Source organism: Oleidesulfovibrio vietnamensis, from assembly GCF_055388115.1.
The window spans coordinates 3411201-3437593 of record NZ_AP042419.1 but is presented as its reverse complement, the minus strand read 5'-3'; the positions used below and the strand labels follow the sequence as shown (position 1 = coordinate 3437593).

Sequence of the window (26393 nt, the reverse complement as noted above, 5' to 3'; positions counted from 1 at the left end):
AGGCGGACATATGCCGGCCATTATTCCCTATCGGGAGAGTTATGAAAAGAGCACGTTGCTTATTTTGCTCAGCGCGTCGCGCAGGGTCTGTTCCGAAACCGCATACGAAATGCGCACGCAGCGGTCGTCGCCGAAGGCGGCACCCGGCACCAGCGCCACACCTGCCGACTCCATGAGGCGGGTGCACAGCGTGGCGGAATCCGGCGTGGCATCGGTGTACAGCCTGTGCACGTCGGGGAACAGATAAAAAGCGCCGTCGGGACGCGGGCAGACCACGTTTTTCCAGCCGGATATGATATCCAGAGCGATGTCGCGGCGGCGGGCATAGGATTCGCGCAGGGTGTCCAGCGCGTCAAACGGGCCTGTCAGTGCGGCCAGTGCCGCCTTCTGGGCAATGGAGCATACGTTGGACGTGGACTGCCCCTGAATTTTGCCCAGTGCTTTGATCAGGTCGGGATGCGCCAGCACATATCCCACGCGCCAGCCTGTCATGGAAAAGCTTTTGGCCAGCCCGTTGACCACGCACACCTGTTCCGGATTGCTCTGCCACCACGGGGCAAGCCCTGCGGGGCTGGCGGGGGCGTAAACAAGCTGGTCGTATATTTCGTCGGAAACGATGAACAGCCCGTTTTCGATGGCCCATGCGGCGATGGTGTCGATTTCGTGGCGGGTATAGCATGCGCCTGTGGGGTTTGAGGGTGAATTGAGCAGCAGCACCCGCGTGCGCGGGGTCATATGGCGCTGCAATTCCTCCACACAGGTTTTAAAGCCCGTTTCCGGCCCTGAAGCCACAGGCACGGGCGTACCGCCGGCCAGCTGCACCATGGCGGGGTAGCTTACCCAGTACGGAGCGGGTATAAGCACTTCGTCGCCGGGGTTGAGCAGTGCCTGAAAAAGATTGTACAGTGCCTGCTTGCCGCCGTTGGTCACAATGGTGTGTTCTGCCGCGGCGTCCACACCGTAAAACCGCCGGAAATATCCGGCGACCGCGTCGCGCAGTTCGGGAATGCCCGGCACGGCGGTGTAGCGGGTGAAATTTTCGTCGATGGCCTTTTTGGCGGCGGCGCCGATGTGGGCCGGCGGCGGCACATCCGGCTCGCCCACGGAAAGGCTGATGATTTCACGCCCCTGCGCTTTCAGCTCCAGCGCTTTGGCGTTGACGGCCAGAGTGGCCGACGGTTTGACCTGCATAAGACGGTCGGAGATCTTCATCGGGGGGTTCTCCCATGCTGGTATTGGAATAGTGCTCGTACCGGCGTGGTTATCAGGTTAGCGACCGGCTGTAAATTTGACTTTACGCCGCAGTGCCATTTTCAGGCGGTGCGGTCCGGTTGCCGCTTGAGCGTACAGCTGCTGCCCCGCGCGGTACTGCGTTCCTGTGCGGCACTATAAAGGATAAACGCAATGAGTGACAGTCCCTTGATTGCCTTTCCCCGCGGCTGCATAACCGGCACATTCATACGGCGGGTCAAGCGCTTCAGTGTGGAGATGGAAACGGCCGGTGCCGGAGCGCCCGAGCGGGTGTGGATACACAGCAATAACTCCGGTTCCATGCTGGGGTTGCTGCGCGCCGGTGCGCCTGTGCTGGCATCGCCGGCGGCCAACCCCGCCCGCAAGCTTAAATGGACGCAGGAACTGGCCGGACTGGACGGCATGTGGGTGGGCGTTAATACGCAGACCCCCAACAGACTGCTGGAAGCTGCTTTTCATGCCGGCAGATTGCCGTGGGCAGCGGGGTACACCATGTTCCGGCGTGAGGCCCGCTGCGGCGCCAGCAGGCTTGATGCGCGCATGGATGCGCCGCAGGACAGCGGTCTGCCGCCTTTGTGGGTGGAGTGCAAAAACGTCACCATGGTGGAGGACGACGTGGCCGCTTTTCCCGATGCGGCCACCGAGCGCGGGCAGAAGCACCTGCGGGAGATGATGGAGATTGTGCGGCAGGGGCAGCGGGCCGCCATGTTTTATCTGGTGCAGCGTGCGGACGGGCATTGCTTCGGGCCTGCTGATTATGTGGACCCTGTATACGCCGGACTTTTTTATGAAGCTGCAGCCGCGGGCGTGGAAATGTACCCGCACAGGGCACTGGTGAGCGAACACGGCATCGATCTGGGGCCGCTGTTGCCCGTTGTGCCGCCGCCCGGCGTCTGAATAAAGCACCCGGCGTCTGCACGGGCATTCTGCCGGCAGACGGAAGAACCCCCTGACCGGCATGCAGAGCCGGCGCCGTCGCCCGTGGCTGTTGTACGGCCTGCTTCAGGCGCGTTCTTCGCCGTTCTGCATTGCCTTCAGGCGCTGTTGTCCGTACTGTTTGCGCGCCTCCCACACCTTCAGCCCCACTTTGCGGCCCAGATCGGCCTCGCGGGCGCGCAGCAGTGCTTCAGCCGCCTCTTTATCGCCCTGCTGTTTCAGCAGAGTCGCCGATTCGAGATCGCGCAGAAATTTTTCGCACTCGCCGATGACGGCGGAAAGATCGAGCGATGCCAGCTCTTCCGGAACACGGACGGATTTCACCTTTCGCGGCATGGTTATCTCCTTTGCTGCATCCATGTAATACAGATTGAAGACAAAAGGTCAACGGCGCACGGCAAAATACCGTGGCGCGCTGCTTGACTTTGCGGTAAGGGGATGAAAGAAGGTTCGGTTTATTTACGACCACTACATCAGGAGATGATTTTTATATGACGCATTCTTCAGAACACCGTTGCGGCTGGGTAGCGCTGATGGGCCCGCCCAACGCGGGCAAATCCACAATGATGAACAGCCTGCTGGGGCAGAAGGTAGCCATTGTGACGCCCAAACCGCAGACCACCCGTAACCAGATTGTGGGCATTCTTACACAGCCCGACGCTCAGGTGGTTTTCATGGATACGCCGGGTATCCACCAGCTGCGCGGCAAGATGAACCGGCTGCTGCTGCAGGCCGCATGGCAGAGCATGGACGGCGCCGATGTGATTATGGTGGTGCTGGACAGCAATCTGTACGTCCGCAAGCCGGATTTTCTGGATAACGACATTGAGCCGCTTATCGAGGTCATCCGGCACGAAAAACGTCCGGTGGTTGTGGCGCTGAACAAGGTCGACATGTTTGCCGACAAGTCGCGCATGCTGCCGCTGCTGGAAAAGCTGGCCGAAATGTGGCCCGCTGCCGAGATTTTTCCCGTTTCAGCATTGAATGACGACGGCCTGCGCCAGATGCTTGCCTTTATCAAGGGGCACCTGCCCGTGGCCGACCCCGTGTTTCCCGACGATCAGGTTTCCACTGCGCCGCTGCGGTTCATGGCTGCGGAAATCATCCGCGAGAAGCTGTTTCTGGAACTGCGTCAGGAGCTGCCCTACAACAGCGCCGTAAGCGTGGAAAAGTGGGAAGATCTGGAAGAGGAAGGCCGTGTGGTCATTCACGCCGTGATTCACGTTGCCCGCAAGAACCACAAAGGCATGGTCATCGGCAGGCAGGGGCAGACGCTGAAAAAAATAGGCACCGATGCGCGTAAGGAAATCGAGGCGCTGGTTGACCGCAAGGTGTTTCTTGACCTGTGGGTGCGCGTCACCGACGACTGGATGGACAACGAACAGTTTATGGTTGAAATCGGCATGGGGGCCCGCTAGCCCCGCCGGTTACGGCCTGCTGCCGGTATTGTCTGCGCCGCGATGCCCTGCCTGACGGCGGGGCATTGCTGTTTGGGGCGGTGGCGGCTGTCAAAAAAACGTACGGGAAAACAGGAAGTGCCGGAAGGGATTGCCGCAGGGCGGTCCGCCGTCACTGTCCGTGAAAGGATGAATACTGTGCTTGAGCAAGAGGAAAAAGCTTTGTGCGGGCGGCTGGAGTCTGTCCGCCGCCGTCTGGATGACGCAGTGCGCGCATCGGGGAGAAAGCAGGAAGATGTGACACTGGTGGCGGTATCAAAATTTCATCCGGCGGCCGCGGTGGAAGCACTGGCGCGGCTTGCCGGACATGCCGTCTTTGGCGAAAGCTATGTGCAGGAAGCGCAGGAAAAACAGCAGGCGCTGGCCGGTCTTGCGCTTTCATGGCATTTTATAGGCCATGTGCAGTCACGCAAGGCGCGCGATGTGGCCGGACGTTTTGCTCTGGTGCACACGGTGGATAGTGAGAAGCTGGCCTGCAAATTGCATCAGGCAGTCCAGCCCCCGGACGGAGAGCAGCCCGAAGGTGCGCGCACCGTGCAGGATGTGCTTGTGCAGGTCAACATAGGGTGCGAGCCGCAGAAGTCGGGTGTTGCCGCCGGTGACGGGTTGCTGCGTCTGGCCGATGCCGTTGCCGGCATGAGCGGGCTGCGGTTGCGGGGCCTTATGTGCATGCCGCCGCTGACGTGTCAGGGCGAAGAAGCCAGACCGTATTTCGCCCAGCTGCGCGGGCTGCGCGACAGTCTGGAACAGCGGCTGGGCATGCGGCTGCCGCATCTTTCCATGGGCATGTCGCATGATTTTGAACAGGCCGTGGCAGAAGGTGCCACGCTGGTGAGAGTGGGTACAGACATCTTCGGCGAACGTTCCCCCCGCTGACAGGGAAAAAAGAGAACTCCATATGGATCTGGCAACCATACTCGGCATTGTGATTTCCTTCGGGCTGGTGCTTGCGGGCATTCTCGAAGGCGGCAGTATAATGATCTTCGTGTCCATCCCTTCGCTGCTCATCGTGGTGGGCGGCACCATAGGAGCCACGCTGGTCAACTACCCGCTGGCCACGGTGCTGGGTGTTATGGGGGTCATCAAAAAAACCTTCAATGCTTCGGCGCAAAGCCCGTCCTCCATCATCGAGCAGTTCATGGACTTTGCCAACCGCGCCCGCCGCGAAGGTATCCTGTCGCTGGAACCCGTGATTAAAGAAGTGGAGGACGCCTACCTGCGCAAAGGGCTGCAGCTTACGGTGGACGGTCTGGAACCGCGGGCCATACAGGAGATTCTGGAAACCGAGATAAGCAGCCTTGAGTCGCGGCATGAAACAGGGGTGGAAATCATCAACGCCATGGGCGCCTATGCTCCGGCACTGGGTATGATCGGAACGGTTATCGGACTTGTGCAGATGCTGCAGACCATGAGTGACCCCAGCTCCATCGGTCCGGCCATGGCCGTGGCACTCATTACCACGTTTTACGGCGCTGTGCTGGCGAACCTGGTTTTTATACCCATGGCAGGCAAGCTGAAAATGCGTTCGCGTGAAGAGGTGACCATGCGCGAAATGCAGATGGAAGGCATTCTGGCGATTTCTCGCGGAGAAAACCCCAGAATAATTCAGGAAAAGCTGTCAAGCTATCAGCCGCCCAAAGAACGCAAGGCGGATGCCGGTTAGTCCGGCACCAGTGACCGCCGCAGGGCCGGCAGTGCTGCACCCGGTGCGGCAGCACAACAAGGAAGCAGGGCATGGCGCGCAAGAAGAACAAAAAAGGCGGCGGGGGCGGCGCCCCCAAATGGCTCATCACGTTTTCGGACATGATGACCCTGATGCTGACTTTTTTCGTGCTGCTGGTAAGTATGTCCGTGCTGGATGAACGCCGCAAACTGGTTGTGCTGGCTTCTGTCACCGGAGCATTCGGCATCGGTTCCGGCAGTTTTAACCCGCATGCTGAAGATGGTGCCAACCGCATAGTGGAACCGGGCCCCATGCAGATGGGCAGCGTGAACGATCTGCAGCCGCTCAAGGATCTCATATGGGAAGATCCCGACAGCGATTTGAATTTTCAGCAGAACAGCATGGTGCAGATACTGTCCATCAACGATGCCGTGCTGTTCAGGCCCGGCTCCTTTGTTCTGCTGCCGGGCGGCATCAAGGTGCTGGACAGAATTCTGCCGTGGCTGCTGCGGGTTGAGCATCCGCTGCTTCTGGCAGGACACACGGCGACCCAGCGTGCCGAAGAAGGGCAGGAGTACAAGGTTGTTTTTGATGAAAAGCAGCTGGCTCCCACCTGGCGGCTTTCCTTTATGCGGGTAATGGCCGTGTACCGGTACCTTACCGGCAGAGGCATGCCCGCGGAAAACCTCAAGGTTGAGGCTTTTGCCCACTACCGGCCGCGCTTTGACGGCACGACGCCCGACGGACGCAGGCGCAACAGCAGGGTTGATATCGTGCTCGACAAGCGCAACCGTGAATGGATACGCAAGATGCGCGAGCAGGAACAGCGTGCTTCCGCCGACAGGCGCAATTTTGAGTACAAGGACTTCCGGTTTTCGCTGGATGCTCCGGTGGAAGGCCCTGTGGGCGGCAGGATGAACGACGGCGCACCGCCGCAGAATGATGACGTGCCGCAGGACGCCGGCGGATTTGACAGTCTGGGGAGGCCGTAACCATGGCGCGTGAAAAGAAACCGCCGGAGGAAGAAGGCGTCCCCATGTGGCTGGTGACGTTTTCCGACCTTGTCACGCTGCTGCTTACGTTTTTCGTGCTGCTTCTTTCCATGGCATCCATGGATCAGGTGCTGCTGTCGCGGATCAATCCCTATTCAAGCAGCTTCAGCATCATGGGGTCCATGAGTCCGGGGCGTATTCCGCAGCGTATCCTGATGGTCATGGAATTGCTGGAATCGCCGCGCGATGTCATGCAGAAACCCGAAAGGCTGAAGGATCTGCTGTGGCCCGAAGACATGTTGCCGCCCGAGGTGGATACCGCTACACTGGATGAGAACCTGCGTATTATGCAGGATCCGCAGGGGCTTGCCATTGTGCTGACAGACGGGGTGCTGTTCCGTCCGGGCAGCTGGGAGCTGACAGCCCCCGCGCGCAAGCTGCTTGCACCGCTGGCGGATGTGCTGGAATACAGCTCCGCTGATGTGACCATATCGGGCCATACAGACGACAGTCCCGCTTCGGGTGTGGATAATTATGACCTTTCCGGCCGCAGAGCCATGGCCGTGCTTGATTTTTTTCTGAAGAGCGGGCTTGGTGCGGAACGGTTTTCCGTTTCGGGATACGGCCCTGACAAGCCGCTGGAATCCAACGCCACGCCGCAGGGCAGGGCGCAGAACAGACGGGTGGAAATTTTGCTCAAGACGACGCAGTGGCTGGGGCGCTACAGCTAGCAGCGCAAACCGGCAAGGAGAACAGCCGTGGCAGAAGAAAAAACGCAGGAAAAAAAGGGCGGCAAGCTCAAATGGATCATCATGATCGTCGTGCTGCTGTTGCTCGCGGGCGGCGGAGCGTTTGCCTATTTCACGTTTTTTGCGGGCAGCAGCGACCCCGCGCAGACCGACCAGACAACCAAGGCAGAAGAAGTGCCCAAAGATGTGCAGGTGGTCACTCTGCCCACATTTCTGGTCAACCTGTCCGACCCTCTGGGGCGCCGCTATCTTAAAATGACGCTCGATGTGGAGGTTATAAACCCCAAGGTGGCCGAAGAACTGAACAAGTCGACGGCCCGTGTGCAGGACGCCATGATTCTTCTGCTGTCCAGCAAGTCATACGCGGACCTTGCTCCGCTGGAAAACAAGCTGCTGCTCAAGAATGAGATTGTAGACCGGCTTAACCAGATTCTGGGCGGCTCCAAGGTGCGGCAGGTCTACTTCACCGAGATGGTCATCCAGTAAATGAACGCTGATGCTGACTGTGCCGGCAGGCGCAGCCAGACAAGAGGATAGCGATATGGCAGAAAAAGACGTCGATCAGGATGCATTGGCCGCACAGTGGGCCGCTGCGCTGGAAGAGCAGGAAGGCGACGATTCCGGCGGCGGGGGCGGTGCCAGCGCCGGTGAGGAACAGCTGGCTGCGGAATGGGCTGCCGCTCTGGCAAACGAAGAGCAGGACCAGTTGAAAAAAGAAAAAGAACAGGGATTTTACGCTTCGGCCGCGCGGGATATGGAGTTCAAAGACCTGACCGAAGAAGCCAAATCGCCCCGTCCGGATTCGGGCAAGCGCGAACTCGACTTCATTCTGGATATCCCGCTGGATGTCTCTGCCGAGCTCGGGCGTACCCGTCTGCTGATCAACGAACTGCTCCAGCTGGGGCAGGGTTCGGTGGTTGAACTGAACAAACTGGCCGGTGAACCGCTTGAAATTTATGTCAACGGCAAGCTGGTGGCCCGCGGCGAGGCCGTGGTCATCAACGAAAAATTCGGCGTGCGGCTGACAGACATCATCAGCCCCATTGAACGCGTCAAACAGCTGGGCTAGCGGGTACGGCGGTATGCATAACGCTTCGCTTAGTGCGGCGGAAGCCGTCGGGGGCGCTGTTGCCACACGGCTGAACGCCACTGCGGGAGCAGATGGTGTGCGTGGTGTGGTGGATGCGGTTTCGGCGGCCAATGCCACCGCGGCGCATGCCGTCGCCGGTGCGGCCAACGCCACAGGTTTCGGCACCGGCACGGGCACTCCCTTTGACTGGAGCGGCTATATACAGGCTCTCGGAGTGCTGTGCCTGCTGCTGGCGGCGCTGTACGGTGTGCTCTGGGCGGTACGCCGTTTCGGTGCGGCGGGACGCGGTGCGCGTGTCCGGCCGGGCGATATGAAGATAGAAGGACATCTGGCGCTGGGGCCCAAGCGCTCCGTCATGGTGGTACGCATCTTGAATAGACGACTGGTGTTGGGGGTCACGGACCACAACATCAATCTCTTGACGGAGCTTACTGAACACCATGAACATGGCGGAAATTCTTTTGCGGCGGTGCTGGACGAAGCCGGAGACGGGACGTAGGTCTGCTGTCACTCTGTTGACAGGGGCCGGTGTGCTGGCTGCGGCGCTGGCCCTGCTGTGCATGCCCGACGCGGCCATGGCCGCGCGCGATATTTCTCTGCCCGATATGCAGCTGACCCTTTCCGGCGGGGCCACAGAGCCGGAAAAAGTCACTGTAATTCTTGAAATTCTCTTTCTGCTCACGGTTCTTTCGCTGGCTCCGGCCATCATGCTTACCGTGACCAGCTTCACCCGCATCATCATCGTATTCCACTTTGTGCGTCAGGCCATGGGGCTGCCCACGCTGCCCCCCAACCAGGTGCTGGCCAGTCTTGCCATCTTCATGACGGTGGTCATCATGATGCCCGTGGGCAAGGAAATCAATGACAGAGCGCTTCAGCCGTATCTGGACGAGCGCATCGGCTTCAGGGAAGCCCTCACCGTGGCGCAGGAACCTCTGCGCGAATTCATGTTCAAACATACCCGCGAAAAAGACCTTTCCGTCTTTTACGGCATCACCGGCATGGAGCGTCCGCGCAACAAGGACGACGTGCCCACGGTCATGCTTGCAGCGGGCTATGTCATCAGCGAGCTGAAGACCGGCTTCACCATCGGGTTTCTCATCTATATTCCGTTTCTGGTGCTGGATATGGTGGTGGCCTCCATCCTGCTGGCCATGGGCATGATGATGCTGCCCCCCATGATGGTTTCCATGCCGTTCAAGATTCTGCTTTTTGTCATGGTGGACGGGTGGAGCCTGCTTACAACATCGCTGGTCAACAGCTTCATGCTCTGACGGGTGCAGACGTAAACACAGAGGAGTCGGAATCATGACACCGGAATTTGTCGTCGGATTTGCGCGTCAGGCCATTGAACTGGCATTGACCATATCGTTGCCCATGCTGGGCATAGGGCTTGCGGTGGGGGTTTTTGTTTCCGTCATTCAGGCGGCAACCCAGATTCAGGAAACAACCCTGTCATTCATTCCCAAGATTGTTTCCATCTTTCTTGCGCTGCTGGTTTCTTTTCCGTGGATTATGGACAAGATGCTTGCCTTTACGCGTGAGGTATTCATCAATATACCCAACTATGTGCGTTGACCGCACCCGCGGCAGGAAAAAAACAGAACGCCGCCCCGCGGGCTGCGGGGCGGCGTTGCAAAGCTTCGGGTGCCGGTGACTATGATTGCAGCCGGGCATAGAAGCAGCCCATGAGCATGGCCCCCGCCTGTGCCACGTTCAGCGAGTCGAATTCGCGCTGCATGGGAATATGGATGGAAGCTGTGCAGCGTTTTGCAACGCCGGGCCGTACCCCTTTGTCTTCGTTGCCCAGCACCAGCACGGCGGGTGTATCGAGCCGTGCGGTGAACGCATTGACAGAACCATCGTCAAAGCGGGCTGCATAAATGGAAAAACCCTGATCTGCAGCGGTTTCGAGCGCTCTTGAAAGGTTGGTGGCTCTGGCCACGGGCAACCGCGCAAGGGCGCCGGCACTGGCTTTGACAGCCGCACTGCCCAGTGCAGATGCATTGTGCTTGGGCATGATTATGCCTCCGCCGCCCAGCGCGTACAGCGTGCGCGCCAGCGTACCGGCATTGCCGGGGTCCTGCACCTGATCAAGAGCAAGAACAAGCTTGAGAGGACTTGCAAGCGCCGCTTCAAGCACGTCTTCCACTTCTACGTATCCCGCATTGAACACGCGGGCCACCACCCCCTGATGGTTGCCGGAAAATAATTTATCAAGCGCCGTATCCTGTACAAATGTAAAGCGTATGCCGTGTCTGCGGCACAGCGTCACTATGGCGTCGGTGTCGGCGTTTTTGCGCCCTTTGCGTATGGTCACGGAATCAACACGGTCCGGCGACTGGCGCAGCTGGTCAAGGACGGGCTTTATGCCCGGAAGTATGGTGCTGTCGGTAGTTTCTGGTTTCATGATGAGCATGCCGCACAGCAGAGAGCTGCGCGGGCGTGGTCTGAGGGTTGAAGGCGGAACTGCCGCATTGCCTCCCCTTGGCGTTTAGGGTAACAGGAGGCTACTTCACCCCGCAGTACCCGCGTTTTGCCGCGACTGCAAGGGTAATCAGAAACAAACCATAGGGAGACACCGGAACCTTATGCATATATTCTCACGCGGTTTTGCTCCGGGCCGCGCCGGCGTGCTGGCACTGCTTGTGCTCATGCTCGCGGGTGGCGGCTGCGTGTCCAAAAATTCTCCGCAACCCGAACTGCCCCCCGTAGCCGAAGTGCAGGCCTGCCCCGCACCGCTGCAAGAGCAGGATGCTTCCATCAGCGATGCCGAAGAAGTGGTTGAAATCGAAGTGCCGCCGGCAGACGACAATCAGCCTCTGACCGTGGAAGAAGAGCAGGCTCTGCTGACCCAGCTGGATATTGATATTGAAATGGACGAAAGCGACCGCAGCGTGGTCGAGTCGTACATCAAATATTTCACCCACCGTGCCCGCGGTTCGTTTGAGCGCTACCTTGAGCGCGCCGAAGTGTATCTGCCCGCCGCAAGAGAAGTCTTCCGGCAGAAGGGGCTGCCTGAAGAACTGGTCTATCTTGCATTTGTGGAAAGCGGCTTCAACCCCAACGCGTACTCGCGGGCCGGTGCCGCCGGTGTGTGGCAGTTTATGCCTTTCACCGGCCGCAAATACGGGCTGCGGTACGACTGGTGGATTGATGAACGGCGCGATCCTTATAAGTCGGCAGAGGCTGCGGCCAACTACCTGTCGTGGCTTTATGCAGAATTCGGCGACTGGTATCTGGCTCTTGCCGCGTATAATGCAGGTGAGGGCAAGATAGGCAGAGCCATAGCAGGCACCGGTGCCGAGAGCTTTTTTGAACTTACAAGCCAGAATCATAAACTGAGCCACCGTAAGCAGCTTCGCCGTGAGACGCGTCACTATGTGCCTAAGTTCATAGCCATAGTGAAGATCATGCGTAACCTTGAAGAGCTTGGTTTCAAACCGCTGCGGCTTGATTGCGCTCCCGAGCTGAATCCGCTGCAGGTAAAGGGTGGCACCGATTTGCTGGCACTGGCCGATGCCGCCGGAATGAAATGGGACGACTTTAAGAAATACAACACCGCGTTTCTGCGGTATGTCACGCCTCCCGATGCTGAGACCACTGTATATGTGACTCCCGCGGCAAAGTCCGGTGCTCTGGCGTTTCTGGCAAAGCCGGAATCACGCCCGTATGCCGGATGGGCCGATTACAAGGTGCGCAGCGGTGACTCATGGTATCGTATCAGCCGCAGATACGGGGTGCCTGTGTCTGTGCTGAAAAAGGTCAACCAGAAGAAAAGCAATCTGCTGCGTCCGGGTGAGCGGCTCATGATTCCGCGTACCGGCAGTGGCAGAATTCCTTCTTCGCCCATGCAGGAGACCAGAGCACTGGCGCAGAAGCGCGGTGACTACGTGGTGAGTCAGGGCGACACCCTGTACGATATAGCCCGCAACTACGGGCTGACAGTGGCCACGCTGAAGCAGGCCAACGGTCTGCGCAGCAGCATGCTGCGTCCCGGACAGAAGCTGTACATTCCCGGACAGACCAGAGCGCAGGAAGCCCGTACCCGCAAGGACGCGGAACAGGCACGCAAGGCCGTTGTGTACAGAGTGCGCACCGGTGATTCGCTATGGGCCATCGCCCAGCGGTTCAATGTCTCATATAATGAACTGATGCGCTGGAACAACCTCGGCCGCAGAAGCATCATCCGCCCCGGCGACAAACTGACTCTGTATGTGGACTGATGCGGCTATAAAGCCTGACCCCGCAAGCCCCGCCACCCGGCGGGGCTTTTTGCGTTATGGGCTGATGATATTTATAGTGTTTAAAAACAGAATTTTAGAAGGTATTGATGGAAAAATGAAAAAAAGGTGTTGACGACTGCAGGGGAAACACATAGAACGCCCTTCCTCGCTTCGGTGAGGAAAGTTCTTTGACCGTAAGGCGCATTCACTTTTCATTTTTCGGGTTCCGAAAATAAAATGAAAAAAGGTGTTGACGACGAGATGAAGAGGGCATAGAAAGCCCTTCCGCTTCGGCGGGAAGCTCGTTGAACCACACTGCCGCATCCGTTCAGCGGGTTCGGAAAAAAAAGTGAAAAAAGTTGTTGACAGGCTGACGGATAGAAGGCATAACGCCGACTCCGCAGCGGCAACAGCTGCCGGGGCGGCAGGCTTCAAATGAAGCTCTTTGACAATTAAATAGCGAGTTGGACAGGAAATAAGTTCAGCTTTATTTTGGCCATAGAATTTTATGGCTTCAGTTTTCTAACTGGAGAGTTTGATTCTGGCTCAGATTGAACGCTGGCGGCGTGCTTAACACATGCAAGTCGTACGCGAAAGTTCCTTCGGGGATGAGTAAAGTGGCGCACGGGTGAGTAACGCGTGGATTATCTACCTGCATCACCGGAATAACGGTTGGAAACGACTGCTAATGCCGGATAGTCTTGAAAGGGTAAAGGGGGCCTCTGCTTGCAAGCTTCCGGGTGCTGATGAGTCCGCGTCTGATTAGCTAGTTGGTGAGGTAATGGCTCACCAAGGCAACGATCAGTAGCAGGTTTGAGAGGATGACCTGCCACACTGGGACTGGAACACGGCCCAGACTCCTACGGGAGGCAGCAGTGGGGAATATTGCGCAATGGGCGAAAGCCTGACGCAGCGACGCCGCGTGGAGGATGAAGGCCTTCGGGTCGTAAACTCCTGTCAAGAGGGAAGAACCGTATGCGGAATAATACGCCGCATGCCTGACGGTACCTCTAGAGGAAGCACCGGCTAACTCCGTGCCAGCAGCCGCGGTAATACGGAGGGTGCAAGCGTTAATCGGAATCACTGGGCGTAAAGCGCGCGTAGGCGGCTTGGTAAGTCAGGTGTGAAAGCCCCCGGCCCAACCGGGGAATTGCACTTGATACTGCTAGGCTAGAGTTCAGGAGAGGGTGGCGGAATTCCAGGTGTAGGAGTGAAATCCGTAGATATCTGGAGGAACACCGGTGGCGAAGGCGGCCACCTGGACTGACACTGACGCTGAGGTGCGAAAGCGTGGGTAGCAAACAGGATTAGATACCCTGGTAGTCCACGCCGTAAACGATGGATACTAGGTGTCGGGGACTTGATCCTCGGTGCCGTAGCTAACGCGTTAAGTATCCCGCCTGGGGAGTACGGTCGCAAGGCTGAAACTCAAAGAAATTGACGGGGGCCCGCACAAGCGGTGGAGTATGTGGTTTAATTCGATGCAACGCGAAGAACCTTACCTAGGCTTGACATCCGGAGAATCCCTCCGAAAAGAGGGAGTGCCCTTCGGGGAGCTCCGAGACAGGTGCTGCATGGCTGTCGTCAGCTCGTGCCGTGAGGTGTTGGGTTAAGTCCCGCAACGAGCGCAACCCCTATCTTCAGTTGCCATCAGGTAATGCTGGGCACTCTGGAGAGACTGCCCCGGTTAACGGGGAGGAAGGTGGGGACGACGTCAAGTCATCATGGCCCTTACGCCTAGGGCTACACACGTACTACAATGGCGCATACAAAGGGTTGCGATACCGCGAGGTGGAGCTAATCCCAAAAAGTGCGTCTCAGTCCGGATTGCAGTCTGCAACTCGACTGCATGAAGTCGGAATCGCTAGTAATCCCGTATCATCATGACGGGGTGAATGCGTTCCCGGGCCTTGTACACACCGCCCGTCACACCACGAAAGTTGGTTCTGCCCGACGCCGATGAGCTAACCCGCAAGGGAGGCAGTCGTCTACGGTAGGGCCGATGATTGGGGTGAAGTCGTAACAAGGTAGCCGTAGGGGAACCTGCGGCTGGATCACCTCCTTTAACGATTCCATTTGTCCAACTCGCTATTTAATTTCAAGGAGCTTGACTCTTTGACGCGGGAAGCCTGGGCCTATAGCTCAGCTGGTTAGAGCGCACGCCTGATAAGCGTGAGGTCGGAAGTTCAAGTCTTCCTAGGCCCACCATCACCACGCACCGTGGGGGCGTAGCTCAGCTGGGAGAGCACCTGCCTTGCAAGCAGGGGGTCATCGGTTCAAATCCGTTCGCCTCCACCACTTTACGGTGGCATGGCCCGCGAGTTCTTTTACATAACGGCAAGTCCGACAGCAGCGGCAAAGCATACGGCTTTGCAATTGCAACCCGCACTTGCCGTGCGGCCGGAGCGAAAGCTTCTGCTAAACGCAGTACACTGAACTGCGTAAGAGGAACATATGTTCCTCGCTCTTTGAAAATTGAATAGGGATGGAAAGGAACGAGAATTAATAAGTTATTAAGGGCAACTGGTGGATGCCTAGGCGCCAGAAGGCGATGAAAGACGTGGTAGGCTGCGATATGCTTCGGTTAGGAGCCAAACATCCTGTGATCCGGAGATCTCTGAATGGGGAAACCCAGCGGGAGTCATGTCCCGTTACCGCTTGACTGAATACATAGGTCTTGCGGAGCAAACCCGGGGAAGTGAAACATCTCAGTACCCGGAGGAGAGGAAATCAAACGAGACTCCCTCAGTAGCGGCGAGCGAACGGGGATCAGCCCAAACCGTGTGGATTCGTTCATGCGGGGTTGTAGGACCTTCATAAGAGATCCGTAAGTACGCAGGGGAACAGGCTGGGAAGCCTGGCCATAGAGGGTGAAAGCCCCGTACCTGAAACGGAACACGGCTCGGAAGGCACCTGAGTACCGCGAGGCACGTGAAACCTCGTGGGAATCCGGGAGGACCATCTTCCAAGGCTAAGTACTCTCTGGCGACCGATAGTGAACCAGTACCGTGAGGGAAAGGTGAAAAGAACCCCTGTTAGGGGAGTGCAATAGAACCTGAAACCAGTTGCCTACAAGCTGTGGGAGCATCTTTAAGATGTGACCGCGTGCCTTTTGCATAATGAGTCAGCGAGTTATTCTGCTGTGCAAGGTTAAGCGCAAGTGTAGCCGTAGCGAAAGCGAGTCTGAACAGGGCGACAAGTACAGCGGAGTAGACCCGAAACCGAGTGATCTATCCATGAGCAGGTTGAAGCCAAGGTGAAACTTGGTGGAGGACCGAACCAGTATCAGCTGAAAATGATTTGGATGACTTGTGGATAGGGGTGAAAGGCCAATCAAACTCGGTGATAGCTGGTTCTCCCCGAAATATATTGAGGTATAGCCTCAGGGATTGTCTTACGGAGGTAGAGCACTGACAGGGCTAGGGGGCCTACCAGCTTACCAAACCCTATCAAACTCCGAATGCCGTAAGATGTACCCTGGGAGTCAGACTGCGGGTGCGAAGGTCCGTAGTCGAAAGGGAAACAGCCCAGACCGACAGCTAAGGTCTCCAAATCCATGCTCAGTGGCAAAGGTGGTGGGATTTCCTAGACAGCCAGGAGGTTGGCTTAGAAGCAGCCATCCTTTAAAGAAAGCGTAATAGCTCACTGGTCTAGAGATCCTGCGCCGAAAATGTAACGGGGCTAAGCATGGTACCGAAGCTTCGGGCTCGTCTTTGACGAGCGGTAGGGGAGCGTTCTCTATGGGTCGAAGGTGCGCCGTAAGGCCAGCTGGACTGTAGAGAAGTGATTATGCTGACATAAGTAACGATAAAACAGGTGAGAAACCTGTTCGCCGTAAACCCAAGGTTTTCCGGGTAAAGGTAATCTGCCCGGAGTTAGTCGGCCCCTAAGGCGAGGGCGAAAGCCGTAGTCGATGGGAAACGGGTTAATATTCCCGTACCTGTGTGATCGCGCGATGGAGGGACGCAGAAAGGTAGGCCAGCCGGCTGTTGGATTAGCCGGTGCAAGTGTGTAGGCTTGGAAGACAGGCAAATCCGTCTTCCTCTAAGGCCGAGGCACGATGCGGTGTCCGCAAGGACGTAAGTGGTTGAGCCTATGCTGCCTAGAAAAGCTCCTAAGTATAGTTCATGCAGACCGTACCGTAAACCGACTCAGGTGGGTGGGGTGAGTAACCCAAGGCGCTCGAGAGAACACTAGTTAAGGAACTCGGCAAAATGACCCCGTAACTTCGGAATAAGGGGTGCTCTTCCGGGTGAATGATTTACTCAATAAGCCCAGGAGAGCCGCAGAGAAATGGCGGTGGCGACTGTTTACTAAAAACATAGGTCTCTGCTAAGTCGTAAGACGACGTATAGGGACTGACGCCTGCCCGGTGCCGGAAGGTTAAGGGGAGAGGTTAGCGCAAGCGAAGCTTCGAACCGAAGCCCCGGTAAACGGCGGCCGTAACTATAACGGTCCTAAGGTAGCGAAATTCCTTGTCGGGTAAGTTCCGACCTGCACGAATGGCGTAACGATCTCCGCGCTGTCTCAACTAGTGACTCGGTGAAATTGAAGTCGCGGTGAAAATGCCGTGTACCCGCAGCAAGACGGAAAGACCCTGTGCACCTTTACTATAGCTTGACATTGGGTTTTGGGCTGACATGTGTAGGATAGGTGGGAGGCTTTGAAGCCGGTACGCCAGTATCGGTGGAGCCAACCTTGAAATACCACCCTTGTCAGTCTAAGGCTCTAATTCCTCGCCGTTAGCCGGCAGGAAGACAGTGTCTGGTGGGTAGTTTGACTGGGGCGGTCGCCTCCCAAAATGTAACGGAGGCATGCAAAGGTTCCCTCAGGCTGATTGGAAACCAGCCGTCGAGTGCAAACGCATAAGGGAGCTTGACTGCAAGACAGACATGTCGAGCAGGAACGAAAGTTGGTGTTAGTGATCCGGTGGTTCCGCATGGAAGGGCCATCGCTCATTGGATAAAAGGTACGCCGGGGATAACAGGCTGATCGCGCCCAAGAGTTCATATCGACGGCGCGGTTTGGCACCTCGATGTCGGCTCATCACATCCTGGGGCTGAAGCAGGTCCCAAGGGTACGGCTGTTCGCCGTTTAAAGTGGTACGCGAGCTGGGTTTAAAACGTCGTGAGACAGTTTGGTCCCTATCTGCTGTGGGCGTAGGAGATTTGAGAGGACCTGTCCCTAGTACGAGAGGACCGGGATGGACGAACCACTGGTGTTCCTGTTGTCTCGCCAGAGGCACCGCAGGGTAGCTATGTTCGGAAGGGATAACCGCTGAAAGCATCTAAGCGGGAAGCCTGCCTCAAGATAAGATCTCCCTCTCTTTTAAGAGCTGAAGGGCCCGGGTAGACTACCCGGTTGATAGGCTGGAGGTGTACGCATGGCGACATGCTCAGCTGACCAGTACTAATAGCCCGTGCGGCTTATTGATTCTCATAAATTCCTTTCCACCCTATTTAATTAAAATTTCGGCCAGGCAGTCGTCGACGTGGCGCGGGGAGATATACCCGCCGCCTTACCGGTGACCACCAAGCCCGGCCACGAATTTGCCTTGGTGACCATGGAGGCTGGGGTACACCCGATCCCATTCCGAACTCGGAAGTTAAGCCAGCCATCGCCGATGATACTGCAAGGGAGCTTGTGGGAAAGTAGGCCGTCGCCAAGGCTTTTTCTTTAAAAAGCGCAACAGGCTCTGATCCAAAACGGATCAGAGCCTGTTGTCGTTTCTGAACCCCTCCATCTTCCTCCGCACGCGCACTAGCTCCGTATCTGCCGCCTTGCTCCCTGCCATCCGGAAAGGCTGTAGGGGGTTAACTGATACTCCACTGTTGTGTGGCAGGATCAGAACAACCATCTCCCCGCCCGCCGGAGGCAGACACTGAACAACCCTAAATACGCCTCCGGCGGGCAAGGGGAATGATTCCCCCTTGCATCCCCCGTTGCGCCCGCCCTGCACCGGTCAGCCCCACTGCTTCGGGCGTACGGCTGCGGCATACGTTGGGCCTTAGGGTGCCTCTTCCGTGCAACGCTGCTTTATGGACCAGCTCATCGGGCGATTGACGGGATTCGGCAAGCCATGAGGTGATTCGGGAGAGCAAACACAGCTCGCCGCGCCGGAGCCTTTTCTCTGCCGCCTGCCAACGCCACGCATTGCGGGTGCAGGGAGATCATCTCCCTGCCCGCCGGAGGCAGTTACTGAACAATCCTAAATATGCCTCTGGCGGGCAAGAGGAGTGATTCCCCTTGCATCCCCCGTTGCGCCCGTCCTGCGCCGGTCAGCCGGACTGCTTCGGGCGTACGGCTGCGGCATACGTTGGGCCTTAGGGTGCCTTCCGTGCAACGCTGCTTTATGGACCAGCTCATCGGGCGATTGACGGGATTCGGCAAGCCATGAGGTGATTCGGGAGAGCAAACACAGCTCGCCGCGCCGGAGCCATTTCTCTGCCGCCCGCCGACCCCGCGCATTGCGGGTGCAGGGAGATCATCTCCCTGCCCGCCGGAGGCAGATATTAAGCAACCCTAAATACGCCTCCGGCGGGCAAGGAGAATGATTCCCCTTGCATCCCCCGTTGCGCCCGCCCTGCACCGGTCAGCCGGACTGCTTCGGGCGTACGGCTGCGGCATACGTTGGCCCTTAGGGAGCCTTCCGTGCAACGATGCTTTATGGACCAGCTCATCGGGCGATTATTGATGGGCATTCGGCAAGCCATGACGTAATTTGCAGAGCAAACACAGCCCGCCGCGCCGGAGCCTTTTCTTTGCCGCCTGCCAACGCCGCGCATTGCGGGTGCAGGGAGATCATCTCCCTGCCCGCCGGAGGCAGATATTAAGCAACCCTAAATACGCCTCCGGCGGGCAAGGGGAAAGACTTCCCTTGCATCCCCCGTTGCGCCCGTCCTGCATCGGTCAGCCCGACTGCTTCGGGCGCACGGCTGCGAGGACAGCTTGACGGAAAGCGTATGTCATACTAGAGAAACCGCCACATGCCCGAGTGGTGGAAGTGGTAGACACAAGGGATTTAAAATCCCTCGGCTTACGAGCTGTGCCGGTTCAAGTCCGGCCTCGGGTACCACGCAAGAAAGGCGGCTATGGCTTTTGCTGTAGTCGCCTTTGCTGTTTCACATAGAATTTTGGGGGATTACGCGTGGCTGTGTAGCCGCTGTCCGGCGTTTGGGCATGCAGCTCCGGTGTCGCCGTGCGATCAGGCCAAACGGTATGTGCGGGGCTGCGCCGGATTGGGCGCTTCTCGGGCGATGATCGGGCATAGTTTTGAGGGGGGCGCTTACAGGCAGCAGGGATTGTTCTGTGATGATTTTGCCGGAAGCAATGCCCGTGACTTTGCGCAGAACGGTATCTGCTTGTTCCGGTGGAAATTGACCTTGAGTATATAAAGGCGCAGTCCGGTATGCCTGCCAGTCGCAGGAAAGTTTGGACAGGCAGTGACGGCAGGATATGTGTGCGCATGCCCGTGTTGTATCCGGTTGCCATATGACAGTACGGCGGGCCTGCATTCGGGCTGTTTACCTTTGTGCAGGTACAGACAGGTTGTGCCCGATGTAATGCCGTGACTGTCCGCCGGAAGGGAAAAGCCGGTGTTGATATGCCATGCAAGGCGGCGCGCGGGGAAGCGTTGCCAGTTTCGGGCGGGTGCCGGGTTCAGATGCTGTCAAGCCCGAGCAGAGACACGGCGGCTTCGGACCAGCCTGTGTGCTGCAGCCGGTATACAAGCAGCTCCTGCAGATTTTTATTCACAAAAAGCAGTCTGCCGTGCACATGGCCCGACATACTCCGTACCACAGTATCGCACACGGCATGAAAGACTTCTTCTTCACATCCGGCAAATACACACTGTACGCGCAGCGCGTCACCTTCCGGTTCATATTGCATATAGTCAGCTCCGTGTGCGGCCAGCGCATCATGCAGCGTACTGCGGAAAGATTCTTCCAGCGCATACAGTTCGTTGTAGCTCAGTTCCGGGCTGTACGAGAAAAAACCGAACATTTCACAGTCATACTTGGCCATGTGTTCCCTCCTGCAACACTGTTGTCAGCATACGGCAGTCTGACAGGTGGTTGTGTGCGCCATGGCGGCACCTGTCGAGCATACCGTAAAACGAGGCAGGTTTCCACGGCTGTGCCCGGTTCCGCTTCCGGCCCTTCCTTGGTGGTGGCCGATGCTGGCTTGCCGGCGCATGTTCTGGTACACCTTCGCCATGTCGCAGAAAACGCAAACAGACCTGCACAAGGTTTCTCACCGGCGGCGCATGGTTATTCTGGGACTGGACGGACTGTCTTTGTCCATGGCTGTCAAACTGTGCGCCACCGGCCGCTTTCCGCACCTTTCGCGCCTTGCGCTTGCACCGGAGTGCGGCACAGTGCGGGCCGAGCTGCCGGAACTGTCTCCTGTCAACTGGACGTCTTTTTATACCGGCTGCGGGCCGGAAGATCACGGAATTTTCGGATTCACCCGCATCAGTCCCGCCAGCTATCAGATGGCACTTGCGGATTTTTCTCAGGTGGCTGTTCCCACAATTTTTGACCGGTTGGGTGATGCCGGTTATGCAAGCAGACTGGTGAACCTGCCCAACACGTATCCGGTGCGTCCGGTCAAAGGTGCCATGACGGTGGCTGGATTTGTGGCACCGGAACTATCCCGTGCCGTGCATCCGCCTTTTCTTGCGCACCGGCTGCGCGAGGCCGGATACCTGCTGGAGGCGGATACCACCCGCGGTGCTGCTGACCTGCCGTATCTGCTTGCGCAGCTGCGTGCCACACTGCAGTCGCGCAGATACGCTCTGGAGCTTTTGTGGCCGGACCTCGGCTGGGATGTGTTCACCATAGTGCTCACAGAAACAGACCGCCTTTTTCATTTCTTTTACGATGCGGTGACTGAGCCTGACCACCCGCAGCATGAAGCCTGCATGGTTTTGCTGCAGGAGTGGGACGCACTGATCGGCCGCGTGCTGGAACTGTACGACGCCCTGCCTGTTCCGGGGCGCCTGATGGCGCTGGCAGATCACGGGTTCACACGTCTGATCACAGAGGTGGACATTAACGCATGGCTGCGGCAAAACGGGTACCTGTATACACAGCATCATGACGGTGCGACGGCAGAGCTGGACGCCACGGGTATTCTGCCGGAGACCAGAGCGTTTGCGCTGGACCCGGGCCGTATCTATCTGCATACGGCACAGCGGTTCGGCAGGGGCAGGCTGACCCCCGCGCAGGCCGGACAGACCATGCAGGCCGTCACTGAAGGATTGTTGCGGCTCACATACAACGGTCAGCCGGTCATCAAGGCGGTGCACACGGCCGACAGCCTGTACAACGGTCCCTTGCGTGACAGGGCGCCGGATATTGTCTGCGAACCGCATGACGGCTTTGATCTCAAGGCCAAGTTCGACAGGACGGAAGTTTTCGGCTTTTTCGGCAGAACGGGTACGCACACTGCGGACGGAGCTTTTTTTTACGATTCGATGCACGCGGCACCGCAGATAATGCGTCATACGGGCAGGCTGGTGCTGGAGCATTTCGGTCTGGCCCCTGTCGCACAATCAGGCCGCCCCGCGGCGACGGGGCTTATCCACCCGCCCGGCAACAAGTAACGATACCATATATATGATTGATTATAAAAAAGAACTGAACGCGGCTCAGTACGAAGCCGCCACCACCCTCGAAGGCCCCATGCTGGTCATAGCCGGAGCAGGCAGCGGTAAAACCCGCACAGTGGTGTACCGGCTGGCAAACATGGTGCAGCAGGGCATTGCCGCGTCCAATATTCTTCTGCTTACGTTCACCCGCAAGGCCGCACAGGAAATGCAGCACAGAGCGGCCCAGCTGCTGGGCCAGTCCGCGGGCATGGTGGGCGGAGTGCAGGGAGGTACGTTCCATGCCTTTGCCTATTCCATTTTGCGCATGCACAAACCGCAGGGGTACGAAGGCGATCTGTCCGTCATGGATTCCGCCGATGCCGCCGGTGCGCTGAAACACTGCAAGGATACGCTGGGACTGGGCAAAGGGGACCGGAGTTTTCCCAAAACGCAGACCGTCATGGGGCTGCTGTCCAAAGCGCGCAACAAGGAACTGACGGTGGAGGATGTCCTGCGGCGCGAAGCCTTTCACCTGGCATCCTACGCGGGCGATCTTACGCGCATCAGCGACACCTACAGGGCGTTCAAGCGCAGACATGCGCTTATGGATTATGATGACCTGCTGTTTGAGCTGGAAAGGCTGCTGCAGTCCGATGCCGACCTGCTGGCGTACTACCGCGACCGGTTCAGATATATCATGGTGGACGAATTTCAGGACACCAACCTGGTACAGGCGCGGTTGGTGCGTTTGCTGGGCAGCGGCCACAACAACGTGATGGCTGTGGGCGACGACGCGCAGTCCATCTATGCGTTCCGCGGTGCCAATGTGCAGAATATTCTTGATTTTCCTGACATGTTTCCCGGAACGCGTATCATCAAGCTGGAAGAGAATTACCGTTCGGTACAGCCTGTGCTTGATCTGACCAACGCCATTCTGGACGATGCGCCGCAGGCGTTCCGCAAAAAGCTGTTCACCCGGCGCGAAGGAGGTCCTACCCCTCATGTGCTGCGCCCGCTTTCAGACCTGACTCAGGCGTCCATGGTCACATCAAAAATAACCGAGCTGCTGCGTACATACCCGCCGGATGAAATCGCCGTGCTGTTCCGCGCCGGATACCAGTCCTACCATGTGGAGATGCAGCTGGGAAAGCTGGGCGTCAAATTCAAGAAGTACGGCGGGGTTCGTTATTCTGACGCCGCTCATGTCAAGGACGTTCTTTCCTACATACGGCTGGTGGTCAACCCGCTGGATCTGCCGGCGTTTCAGCGGATGGCTTCGCTGGTAAAGGGCATAGGGGCAAAAACCTGCCTGAAGCTGTACGATGCGGCCCAGAAAGCGGACAGAAGTGTTTTGAAAAAGGCCTGTGCACGGTTTCCCGACCTGCAGCACGATCTGGACATGCTGGATGCACTGCGGGCAAAGCCGCTTACTCCGGCCGGTCTGACGCAGGCCGTTATTGAGCATTACCAGCCGCGGCTCGAAGCCAACTATCCTGACGACTACCCCCGCAGACAGCACGGGCTGGAACAGCTTGTCCAGATTGCGGCATCGTACAACGATGTGGATCTGATGCTTTCGGACCTGTGTCTGGAGGACCCCGCAACGGACAAAGGTGAAGACATCAGCGCGGTCACGTTGTCCACCGTGCATTCCGCCAAGGGGCTGGAATGGTCGGCGGTGCTGCTCATTGATCTGGTGGAAGACCGTTTTCCCTCGCGCCATGCCCTGAACAAGGCAGAGGACTTTGAGGAAGAGCGGCGGCTTATGTATGTGGCGTGCACGCGGGCCCGTGATTATCTGGCGCTGTTTGTGCCTGCCACCATCTACGACCGCAGCGGAGGCGGCAATACACCGGCCAATCCCAGCCCCTTTGTGCGTGACCTGCCCGCCCATCTTTATGAAGACTGGCGCGAAAACTTTACCGGCACGCTTACCCGCAGGCAGGATGCCCGTCCGGTTACTGTTTCTGCCGCGCGCACGTCCGGCCCTGCGTCCGGCGGTGGCCGGCAGGCGGAACAGGGCGGCGGCGCGCTGGGCAACGGCGGCAGACCGGCTTCGGGGTATTGCACGCACAAGATTTTCGGCAGGGGCAAAATTATTCAGCATGTGCCGCCCGACAAGTACCGCGTCAATTTTCCGGGATTCGGTCTCAAGGTCATTATGGCCCAGTATCTTACTCTGGAATGATAACGGCCCGCTGCCGCGGCCGCCGCAAAATTCACCGGAACCCACACGGATGCGCATATGAGCACCATGACTTCCGAAGATGCGTTTCTTGCCTGTATTGACAGGCACTTCTGTAACGAGCACCCGCATATGCTGCGGGGCAGAGGCGATGACTGCTGCGAACTGGCATGTCCGCCGCGTATGACGCTGAGTACAGACCTGTTCATGCAGGACACCCATTTCCGGCTGAGCTATTTTTCCGCAGCGGACATAGGGCACAAGGCGCTGGCTGTGAATATCAGCGATATTGCCGCCGCGGGCGCCCGGCCGCTGGGATTCAGCATGGGGCTTATGGTGCCGGAAAAGCAGCCGGGGCCGCACCGGCTTACCGGGGCGTTCTGGGACAGCTTGTTTGACGGCATGGCGCAGCTAGCCCGCAGTCACGGCATGGCACTGACCGGAGGCGACCTGACCCGTGCGGGTACGTTTGGCCTGTGTGTGACGGTGTGGGGCGGCCCCTGCGGCGATGCGCCTTTTTTGCGGCGCACAGGGTGCAGACCCGGCGATGCCGTTTTTCTGGCGGGCGAAGCCGGACTGGCCCGCACCGGCCTGATGGCGCTGGAAGCCATGGGGGCGGAGGCTGCCGGCGAGTATCCGCATGCTGTGGCGGCTCATCTGAGGCCGGTGCCGCTGGTGCGCAGCGGGCAGCGTCTTGCTGCTTTGCAGGGGGCACGGCCGCAGTCACGCATCACGTTGATGGATCTTTCCGACGGACTGGCCCGTGACCTGCCGCGTCTTTTTGCTGCCGGTGAGGGCACCTGCGGTGCCTCGCTGGTTCTGCCCGATGCTTCATTGCATCCCGATGTGCGCCGCTGGGCCGCAGAGCAGGGTACTGATGCCGCCGTGCATGCGTTCTGCGGCGGAGAAGATTATGCACTGCTGGGCACCTGTGCGCCCGAAGCCGTGGCCGATGTCATTGAGGCCGCGGCATGCGACGGGGTGCCCGTGCGGGTGCTGGGCACGGTACACGGCGAGCCGGTTGTCATGCTTAACGGCGTACCGGTTACCGGCGGCGGGTTTGATCATTTTTCCGGTTAAGATGCGTCATACAGGAGGCTTGCCCCATGACGGCAGAACTGCGCTTTATAGGTGTTGTCCGTTCTTCTCTTAAAGATATCGGCGATTGCCCCAAACAGGGGGATGAAGGCGGCGTGGAGGCATGGGTGGACATCCATGAAGAGTACCGCGCCGGACTTGATTCGCTGCGGGCGGGGCAGGGGCTGACGCTGCTCACATGGCTGCACGAGGCCGACAGGTCGGTTCTTTCCGTTCATCCGAGAGGCGATACCGGTCGTCCGCGGCGCGGGGTGTTCAATACCCGTTCGCCTGCACGGCCCAACCCTGTGGGGCTGCACGAGGTACGCCTGACGGCAGTGGAAGACGGCAGGCTGAAAGTCGCCCCGCTGGAAGCGCTGGACGGTACGCCTGTCATTGATATCAAAACAAGTTTTGACCAGCGCAGCGGTACTGGCGGCGCAGCGTCGCATGCCGCGCCGCAGGGGGCAGCCGCCGTGCTGCGGCATGCCTGCCGTACCGCGTGGGAGCGCGGACTGCTTTCCGGTTTTAACGGCAACATCAGTCTGCGCATTGACAGCGACACCTGTCTTGTGACCTGTACCGGCTCTGTAAAGGGCGATCTGCATGCCGAAGATACGGCGCTGGTACGTATAGATTCCGGCGAACGGCTGGCGGGAGGCGTACCTTCTTCGGAGACGGCCATGCATCTGGCCATCTACCGCAGCCAGCCGCAGGCGCAGGCGGTGGTGCACACGCATCCGCCCTGCCTGCTGGCGCTGGGCATCCGCGTGGCAGCGGACGAACTGCTGCGTATTCCGGTGTACGAGTCGGACCTGATACGCAGGCGCATGACATCCGTTCCCGCGCATGCACCGGGCTCTCAGGAACTGGCACAGGCAGCGGGTGAGGCTGCGCGGACGCACGAAGCGGTGTACATGGAGCGGCACGGACTGGTGTGCTGGGCCGGTACCGTGCGTCAGGCGCTGGCGCTGAGTGAAGAAATAGAGCATCTTGCCGGAATGCACCTGCATGCGTCAGGCATATAGTGCGTTCCTGCGGGTTGCACATTGTATACAAAAACGGTATTTCGGGCGATTCAGAGCCAGAGCTTCTGAACCTGCTCCGGCCGCGTGGTGTACGCGGCCGCACCTTCTGTGTCCGGACACGCGCCGCGGAAATCCGCCATGCGCATA

Annotated in this window: 20 protein-coding genes, 3 tRNA genes and 3 rRNA genes; 22 read left to right on the top strand and 4 right to left on the bottom strand. The window is 58.4% G+C overall.

From position 1 onward, the window contains the following. Positions 1 to 39: 39 nt before the first annotated feature. A complete protein-coding gene (locus ACZ5D1_RS15415) occupies positions 40 to 1212 on the bottom strand; it encodes a pyridoxal phosphate-dependent aminotransferase (protein ID WP_464555396.1) in 1173 nt (390 codons plus the stop codon). A gap of 192 nt (positions 1213 to 1404) precedes the next feature. Here ACZ5D1_RS15415 and sfsA point away from each other — a divergent pair, with 192 nt between their 5' ends. Then, on the top strand, positions 1405 to 2148 hold the full coding sequence (gene sfsA / locus ACZ5D1_RS15410) for a DNA/RNA nuclease SfsA (RefSeq protein WP_011369268.1): 744 nt from the start codon (positions 1405 to 1407) through the stop codon (positions 2146 to 2148). Between the two features lie 105 nt (positions 2149 to 2253). On the opposite strand, the gene ACZ5D1_RS15405 is transcribed toward sfsA, so the two are convergent. Then, positions 2254 to 2523 (bottom strand): hypothetical protein, encoded by a 270-nt coding sequence (locus ACZ5D1_RS15405; protein WP_011369267.1) that lies wholly within the window; start codon positions 2521 to 2523, stop codon positions 2254 to 2256. A 155-nt stretch (positions 2524 to 2678) separates the two neighbouring features. On the opposite strand from ACZ5D1_RS15405, the gene era reads away from it, so the two are divergent. The 10 genes from era to fliQ all read left to right on the top strand — a co-directional run bounded on the left by era (position 2679) and on the right by fliQ (position 9716). Beyond that, positions 2679 to 3605, top strand: coding sequence for a GTPase Era (gene era / locus ACZ5D1_RS15400; protein ID WP_011369266.1), 927 nt, complete (start codon positions 2679 to 2681; stop codon positions 3603 to 3605). Between the two features lie 168 nt (positions 3606 to 3773). Then, positions 3774 to 4520, top strand: coding sequence for a YggS family pyridoxal phosphate-dependent enzyme (locus ACZ5D1_RS15395; RefSeq protein ID WP_049753966.1), 747 nt, complete (start codon positions 3774 to 3776; stop codon positions 4518 to 4520). A 22-nt stretch (positions 4521 to 4542) separates the two neighbouring features. Then, complete coding sequence (locus ACZ5D1_RS15390; RefSeq protein ID WP_464555393.1) at positions 4543 to 5307, top strand: flagellar motor protein; 765 nt, start codon at positions 4543 to 4545, stop codon at positions 5305 to 5307. A 71-nt stretch (positions 5308 to 5378) separates the two neighbouring features. Continuing rightward, a complete protein-coding gene (locus ACZ5D1_RS15385) occupies positions 5379 to 6299 on the top strand; it encodes an OmpA/MotB family protein (RefSeq protein WP_011369263.1) in 921 nt (306 codons plus the stop codon). Between the two features lie 2 nt (positions 6300 to 6301). Next, a complete protein-coding gene (locus tag ACZ5D1_RS15380) occupies positions 6302 to 7030 on the top strand; it encodes an OmpA/MotB family protein (protein ID WP_027182583.1) in 729 nt (242 codons plus the stop codon). Between the two features lie 27 nt (positions 7031 to 7057). After that, the gene (locus ACZ5D1_RS15375) at positions 7058 to 7534 is read left to right on the top strand and encodes a flagellar basal body-associated FliL family protein (RefSeq protein WP_011369261.1); all 477 of its coding nucleotides are present in this window, start codon (positions 7058 to 7060) and stop codon (positions 7532 to 7534) included. Between the two features lie 55 nt (positions 7535 to 7589). Beyond that, on the top strand, positions 7590 to 8117 hold the full coding sequence (fliN, locus tag ACZ5D1_RS15370) for a flagellar motor switch protein FliN (protein ID WP_027182582.1): 528 nt from the start codon (positions 7590 to 7592) through the stop codon (positions 8115 to 8117). A gap of 13 nt (positions 8118 to 8130) precedes the next feature. Next, a complete protein-coding gene (gene fliO, locus ACZ5D1_RS15365) occupies positions 8131 to 8637 on the top strand; it encodes a flagellar biosynthetic protein FliO (protein WP_464555389.1) in 507 nt (168 codons plus the stop codon). A 76-nt stretch (positions 8638 to 8713) separates the two neighbouring features. Next, positions 8714 to 9412 (top strand): flagellar type III secretion system pore protein FliP, encoded by a 699-nt coding sequence (fliP, locus tag ACZ5D1_RS15360; protein ID WP_464556562.1) that lies wholly within the window; start codon positions 8714 to 8716, stop codon positions 9410 to 9412. A 34-nt stretch (positions 9413 to 9446) separates the two neighbouring features. Next, positions 9447 to 9716: a flagellar biosynthesis protein FliQ gene (gene fliQ, locus ACZ5D1_RS15355; RefSeq protein WP_011369257.1), complete on the top strand. Its 270-nt coding sequence runs from the start codon at positions 9447 to 9449 to the stop codon at positions 9714 to 9716. A gap of 79 nt (positions 9717 to 9795) precedes the next feature. Here the strand turns inward: fliQ and rlmB are convergent, their stop codons facing one another. Further along, positions 9796 to 10548 carry a 23S rRNA (guanosine(2251)-2'-O)-methyltransferase RlmB gene (rlmB, locus tag ACZ5D1_RS15350; protein WP_148204183.1) on the bottom strand — a complete coding sequence of 251 codons (753 nt, stop codon included), beginning with the start codon at positions 10546 to 10548 and terminating at the stop codon, positions 9796 to 9798. Between the two features lie 181 nt (positions 10549 to 10729). Here rlmB and ACZ5D1_RS15345 point away from each other — a divergent pair, with 181 nt between their 5' ends. From ACZ5D1_RS15345 to ACZ5D1_RS15315, 7 genes are all read left to right on the top strand, one after another. Beyond that, entirely contained in the window at positions 10730 to 12364 is a 1635-nt protein-coding gene (locus ACZ5D1_RS15345) for a LysM peptidoglycan-binding domain-containing protein (RefSeq protein ID WP_011369255.1), read from the top strand. Positions 12365 to 12887: 523 nt separating this feature from the next. Continuing rightward, positions 12888 to 14429 (top strand): 16S ribosomal RNA (locus tag ACZ5D1_RS15340). 66 nt (positions 14430 to 14495) lie between these two features. After that, positions 14496 to 14572: transfer RNA gene (locus ACZ5D1_RS15335), tRNA-Ile, on the top strand. 14 nt (positions 14573 to 14586) lie between these two features. Continuing rightward, a tRNA-Ala gene (locus ACZ5D1_RS15330) sits at positions 14587 to 14662 on the top strand. Between the two features lie 205 nt (positions 14663 to 14867). Next, a 23S ribosomal RNA gene (locus tag ACZ5D1_RS15325) occupies positions 14868 to 17798 on the top strand. Between the two features lie 119 nt (positions 17799 to 17917). Next, a 5S ribosomal RNA gene (gene rrf, locus ACZ5D1_RS15320) occupies positions 17918 to 18032 on the top strand. Together the 16S, 23S and 5S rRNA genes with 2 tRNA genes alongside form the textbook arrangement of a ribosomal RNA operon. A gap of 1320 nt (positions 18033 to 19352) precedes the next feature. Further along, a tRNA-Leu gene (locus ACZ5D1_RS15315) sits at positions 19353 to 19439 on the top strand. 584 nt (positions 19440 to 20023) lie between these two features. Here the strand turns inward: ACZ5D1_RS15315 and ACZ5D1_RS15310 are convergent. After that, a complete protein-coding gene (locus ACZ5D1_RS15310) occupies positions 20024 to 20389 on the bottom strand; it encodes a hypothetical protein (protein ID WP_455697007.1) in 366 nt (121 codons plus the stop codon). Between the two features lie 190 nt (positions 20390 to 20579). Here ACZ5D1_RS15310 and ACZ5D1_RS15305 point away from each other — a divergent pair, with 190 nt between their 5' ends. Genes ACZ5D1_RS15305 through tsaA form a run of 4 tightly spaced genes read left to right on the top strand, consistent with a single transcriptional unit; the run spans position 20580 to position 26246 of the window. After that, on the top strand, positions 20580 to 21971 hold the full coding sequence (locus ACZ5D1_RS15305; protein ID WP_049753964.1) for an alkaline phosphatase family protein: 1392 nt from the start codon (positions 20580 to 20582) through the stop codon (positions 21969 to 21971). 13 nt (positions 21972 to 21984) lie between these two features. Continuing rightward, positions 21985 to 24144: an ATP-dependent helicase gene (locus ACZ5D1_RS15300; RefSeq protein ID WP_011369252.1), complete on the top strand. Its 2160-nt coding sequence runs from the start codon at positions 21985 to 21987 to the stop codon at positions 24142 to 24144. A gap of 57 nt (positions 24145 to 24201) precedes the next feature. Further along, positions 24202 to 25221 (top strand): thiamine-phosphate kinase, encoded by a 1020-nt coding sequence (locus ACZ5D1_RS15295; RefSeq protein ID WP_011369251.1) that lies wholly within the window; start codon positions 24202 to 24204, stop codon positions 25219 to 25221. 26 nt (positions 25222 to 25247) lie between these two features. After that, positions 25248 to 26246 (top strand): tRNA (N6-threonylcarbamoyladenosine(37)-N6)-methyltransferase TrmO, encoded by a 999-nt coding sequence (gene tsaA, locus ACZ5D1_RS15290; protein WP_011369250.1) that lies wholly within the window; start codon positions 25248 to 25250, stop codon positions 26244 to 26246. Positions 26247 to 26393: the final 147 nt, after the last annotated feature.

Bases quoted from the DNA above. Each gene is read 5' to 3' on its own strand.
- ACZ5D1_RS15395 (WP_049753966.1), top strand. From the start codon at position 3,774: ATGAATACTGTGCTTGAGCAAGAGGAAAAAGCTTTGTGCGGGCGGCTG.
- ACZ5D1_RS15385 (WP_011369263.1), top strand. From the start codon at position 5,379: ATGGCGCGCAAGAAGAACAAAAAAGGCGGCGGGGGCGGCGCCCCCAAA.
- ACZ5D1_RS15295 (WP_011369251.1), top strand. From the start codon at position 24,202: ATGAGCACCATGACTTCCGAAGATGCGTTTCTTGCCTGTATTGACAGG.
- rlmB (WP_148204183.1), bottom strand. From the start codon at position 10,548: ATGAAACCAGAAACTACCGACAGCACCATACTTCCGGGCATAAAGCCC.
- ACZ5D1_RS15380 (WP_027182583.1), top strand. From the start codon at position 6,302: ATGGCGCGTGAAAAGAAACCGCCGGAGGAAGAAGGCGTCCCCATGTGG.
- ACZ5D1_RS15415 (WP_464555396.1), bottom strand. From the start codon at position 1,212: ATGAAGATCTCCGACCGTCTTATGCAGGTCAAACCGTCGGCCACTCTG.
- sfsA (WP_011369268.1), top strand. From the start codon at position 1,405: ATGAGTGACAGTCCCTTGATTGCCTTTCCCCGCGGCTGCATAACCGGC.
- ACZ5D1_RS15390 (WP_464555393.1), top strand. From the start codon at position 4,543: ATGGATCTGGCAACCATACTCGGCATTGTGATTTCCTTCGGGCTGGTG.
- fliQ (WP_011369257.1), top strand. From the start codon at position 9,447: ATGACACCGGAATTTGTCGTCGGATTTGCGCGTCAGGCCATTGAACTG.
- ACZ5D1_RS15305 (WP_049753964.1), top strand. From the start codon at position 20,580: ATGTCGCAGAAAACGCAAACAGACCTGCACAAGGTTTCTCACCGGCGG.
- tsaA (WP_011369250.1), top strand. From the start codon at position 25,248: ATGACGGCAGAACTGCGCTTTATAGGTGTTGTCCGTTCTTCTCTTAAA.
- ACZ5D1_RS15310 (WP_455697007.1), bottom strand. From the start codon at position 20,389: ATGGCCAAGTATGACTGTGAAATGTTCGGTTTTTTCTCGTACAGCCCG.
- fliP (WP_464556562.1), top strand. From the start codon at position 8,714: ATGGCCGCGCGCGATATTTCTCTGCCCGATATGCAGCTGACCCTTTCC.
- ACZ5D1_RS15345 (WP_011369255.1), top strand. From the start codon at position 10,730: ATGCATATATTCTCACGCGGTTTTGCTCCGGGCCGCGCCGGCGTGCTG.
- era (WP_011369266.1), top strand. From the start codon at position 2,679: ATGACGCATTCTTCAGAACACCGTTGCGGCTGGGTAGCGCTGATGGGC.
- fliO (WP_464555389.1), top strand. From the start codon at position 8,131: ATGCATAACGCTTCGCTTAGTGCGGCGGAAGCCGTCGGGGGCGCTGTT.
- ACZ5D1_RS15300 (WP_011369252.1), top strand. From the start codon at position 21,985: ATGATTGATTATAAAAAAGAACTGAACGCGGCTCAGTACGAAGCCGCC.
- ACZ5D1_RS15405 (WP_011369267.1), bottom strand. From the start codon at position 2,523: ATGCCGCGAAAGGTGAAATCCGTCCGTGTTCCGGAAGAGCTGGCATCG.
- fliN (WP_027182582.1), top strand. From the start codon at position 7,590: ATGGCAGAAAAAGACGTCGATCAGGATGCATTGGCCGCACAGTGGGCC.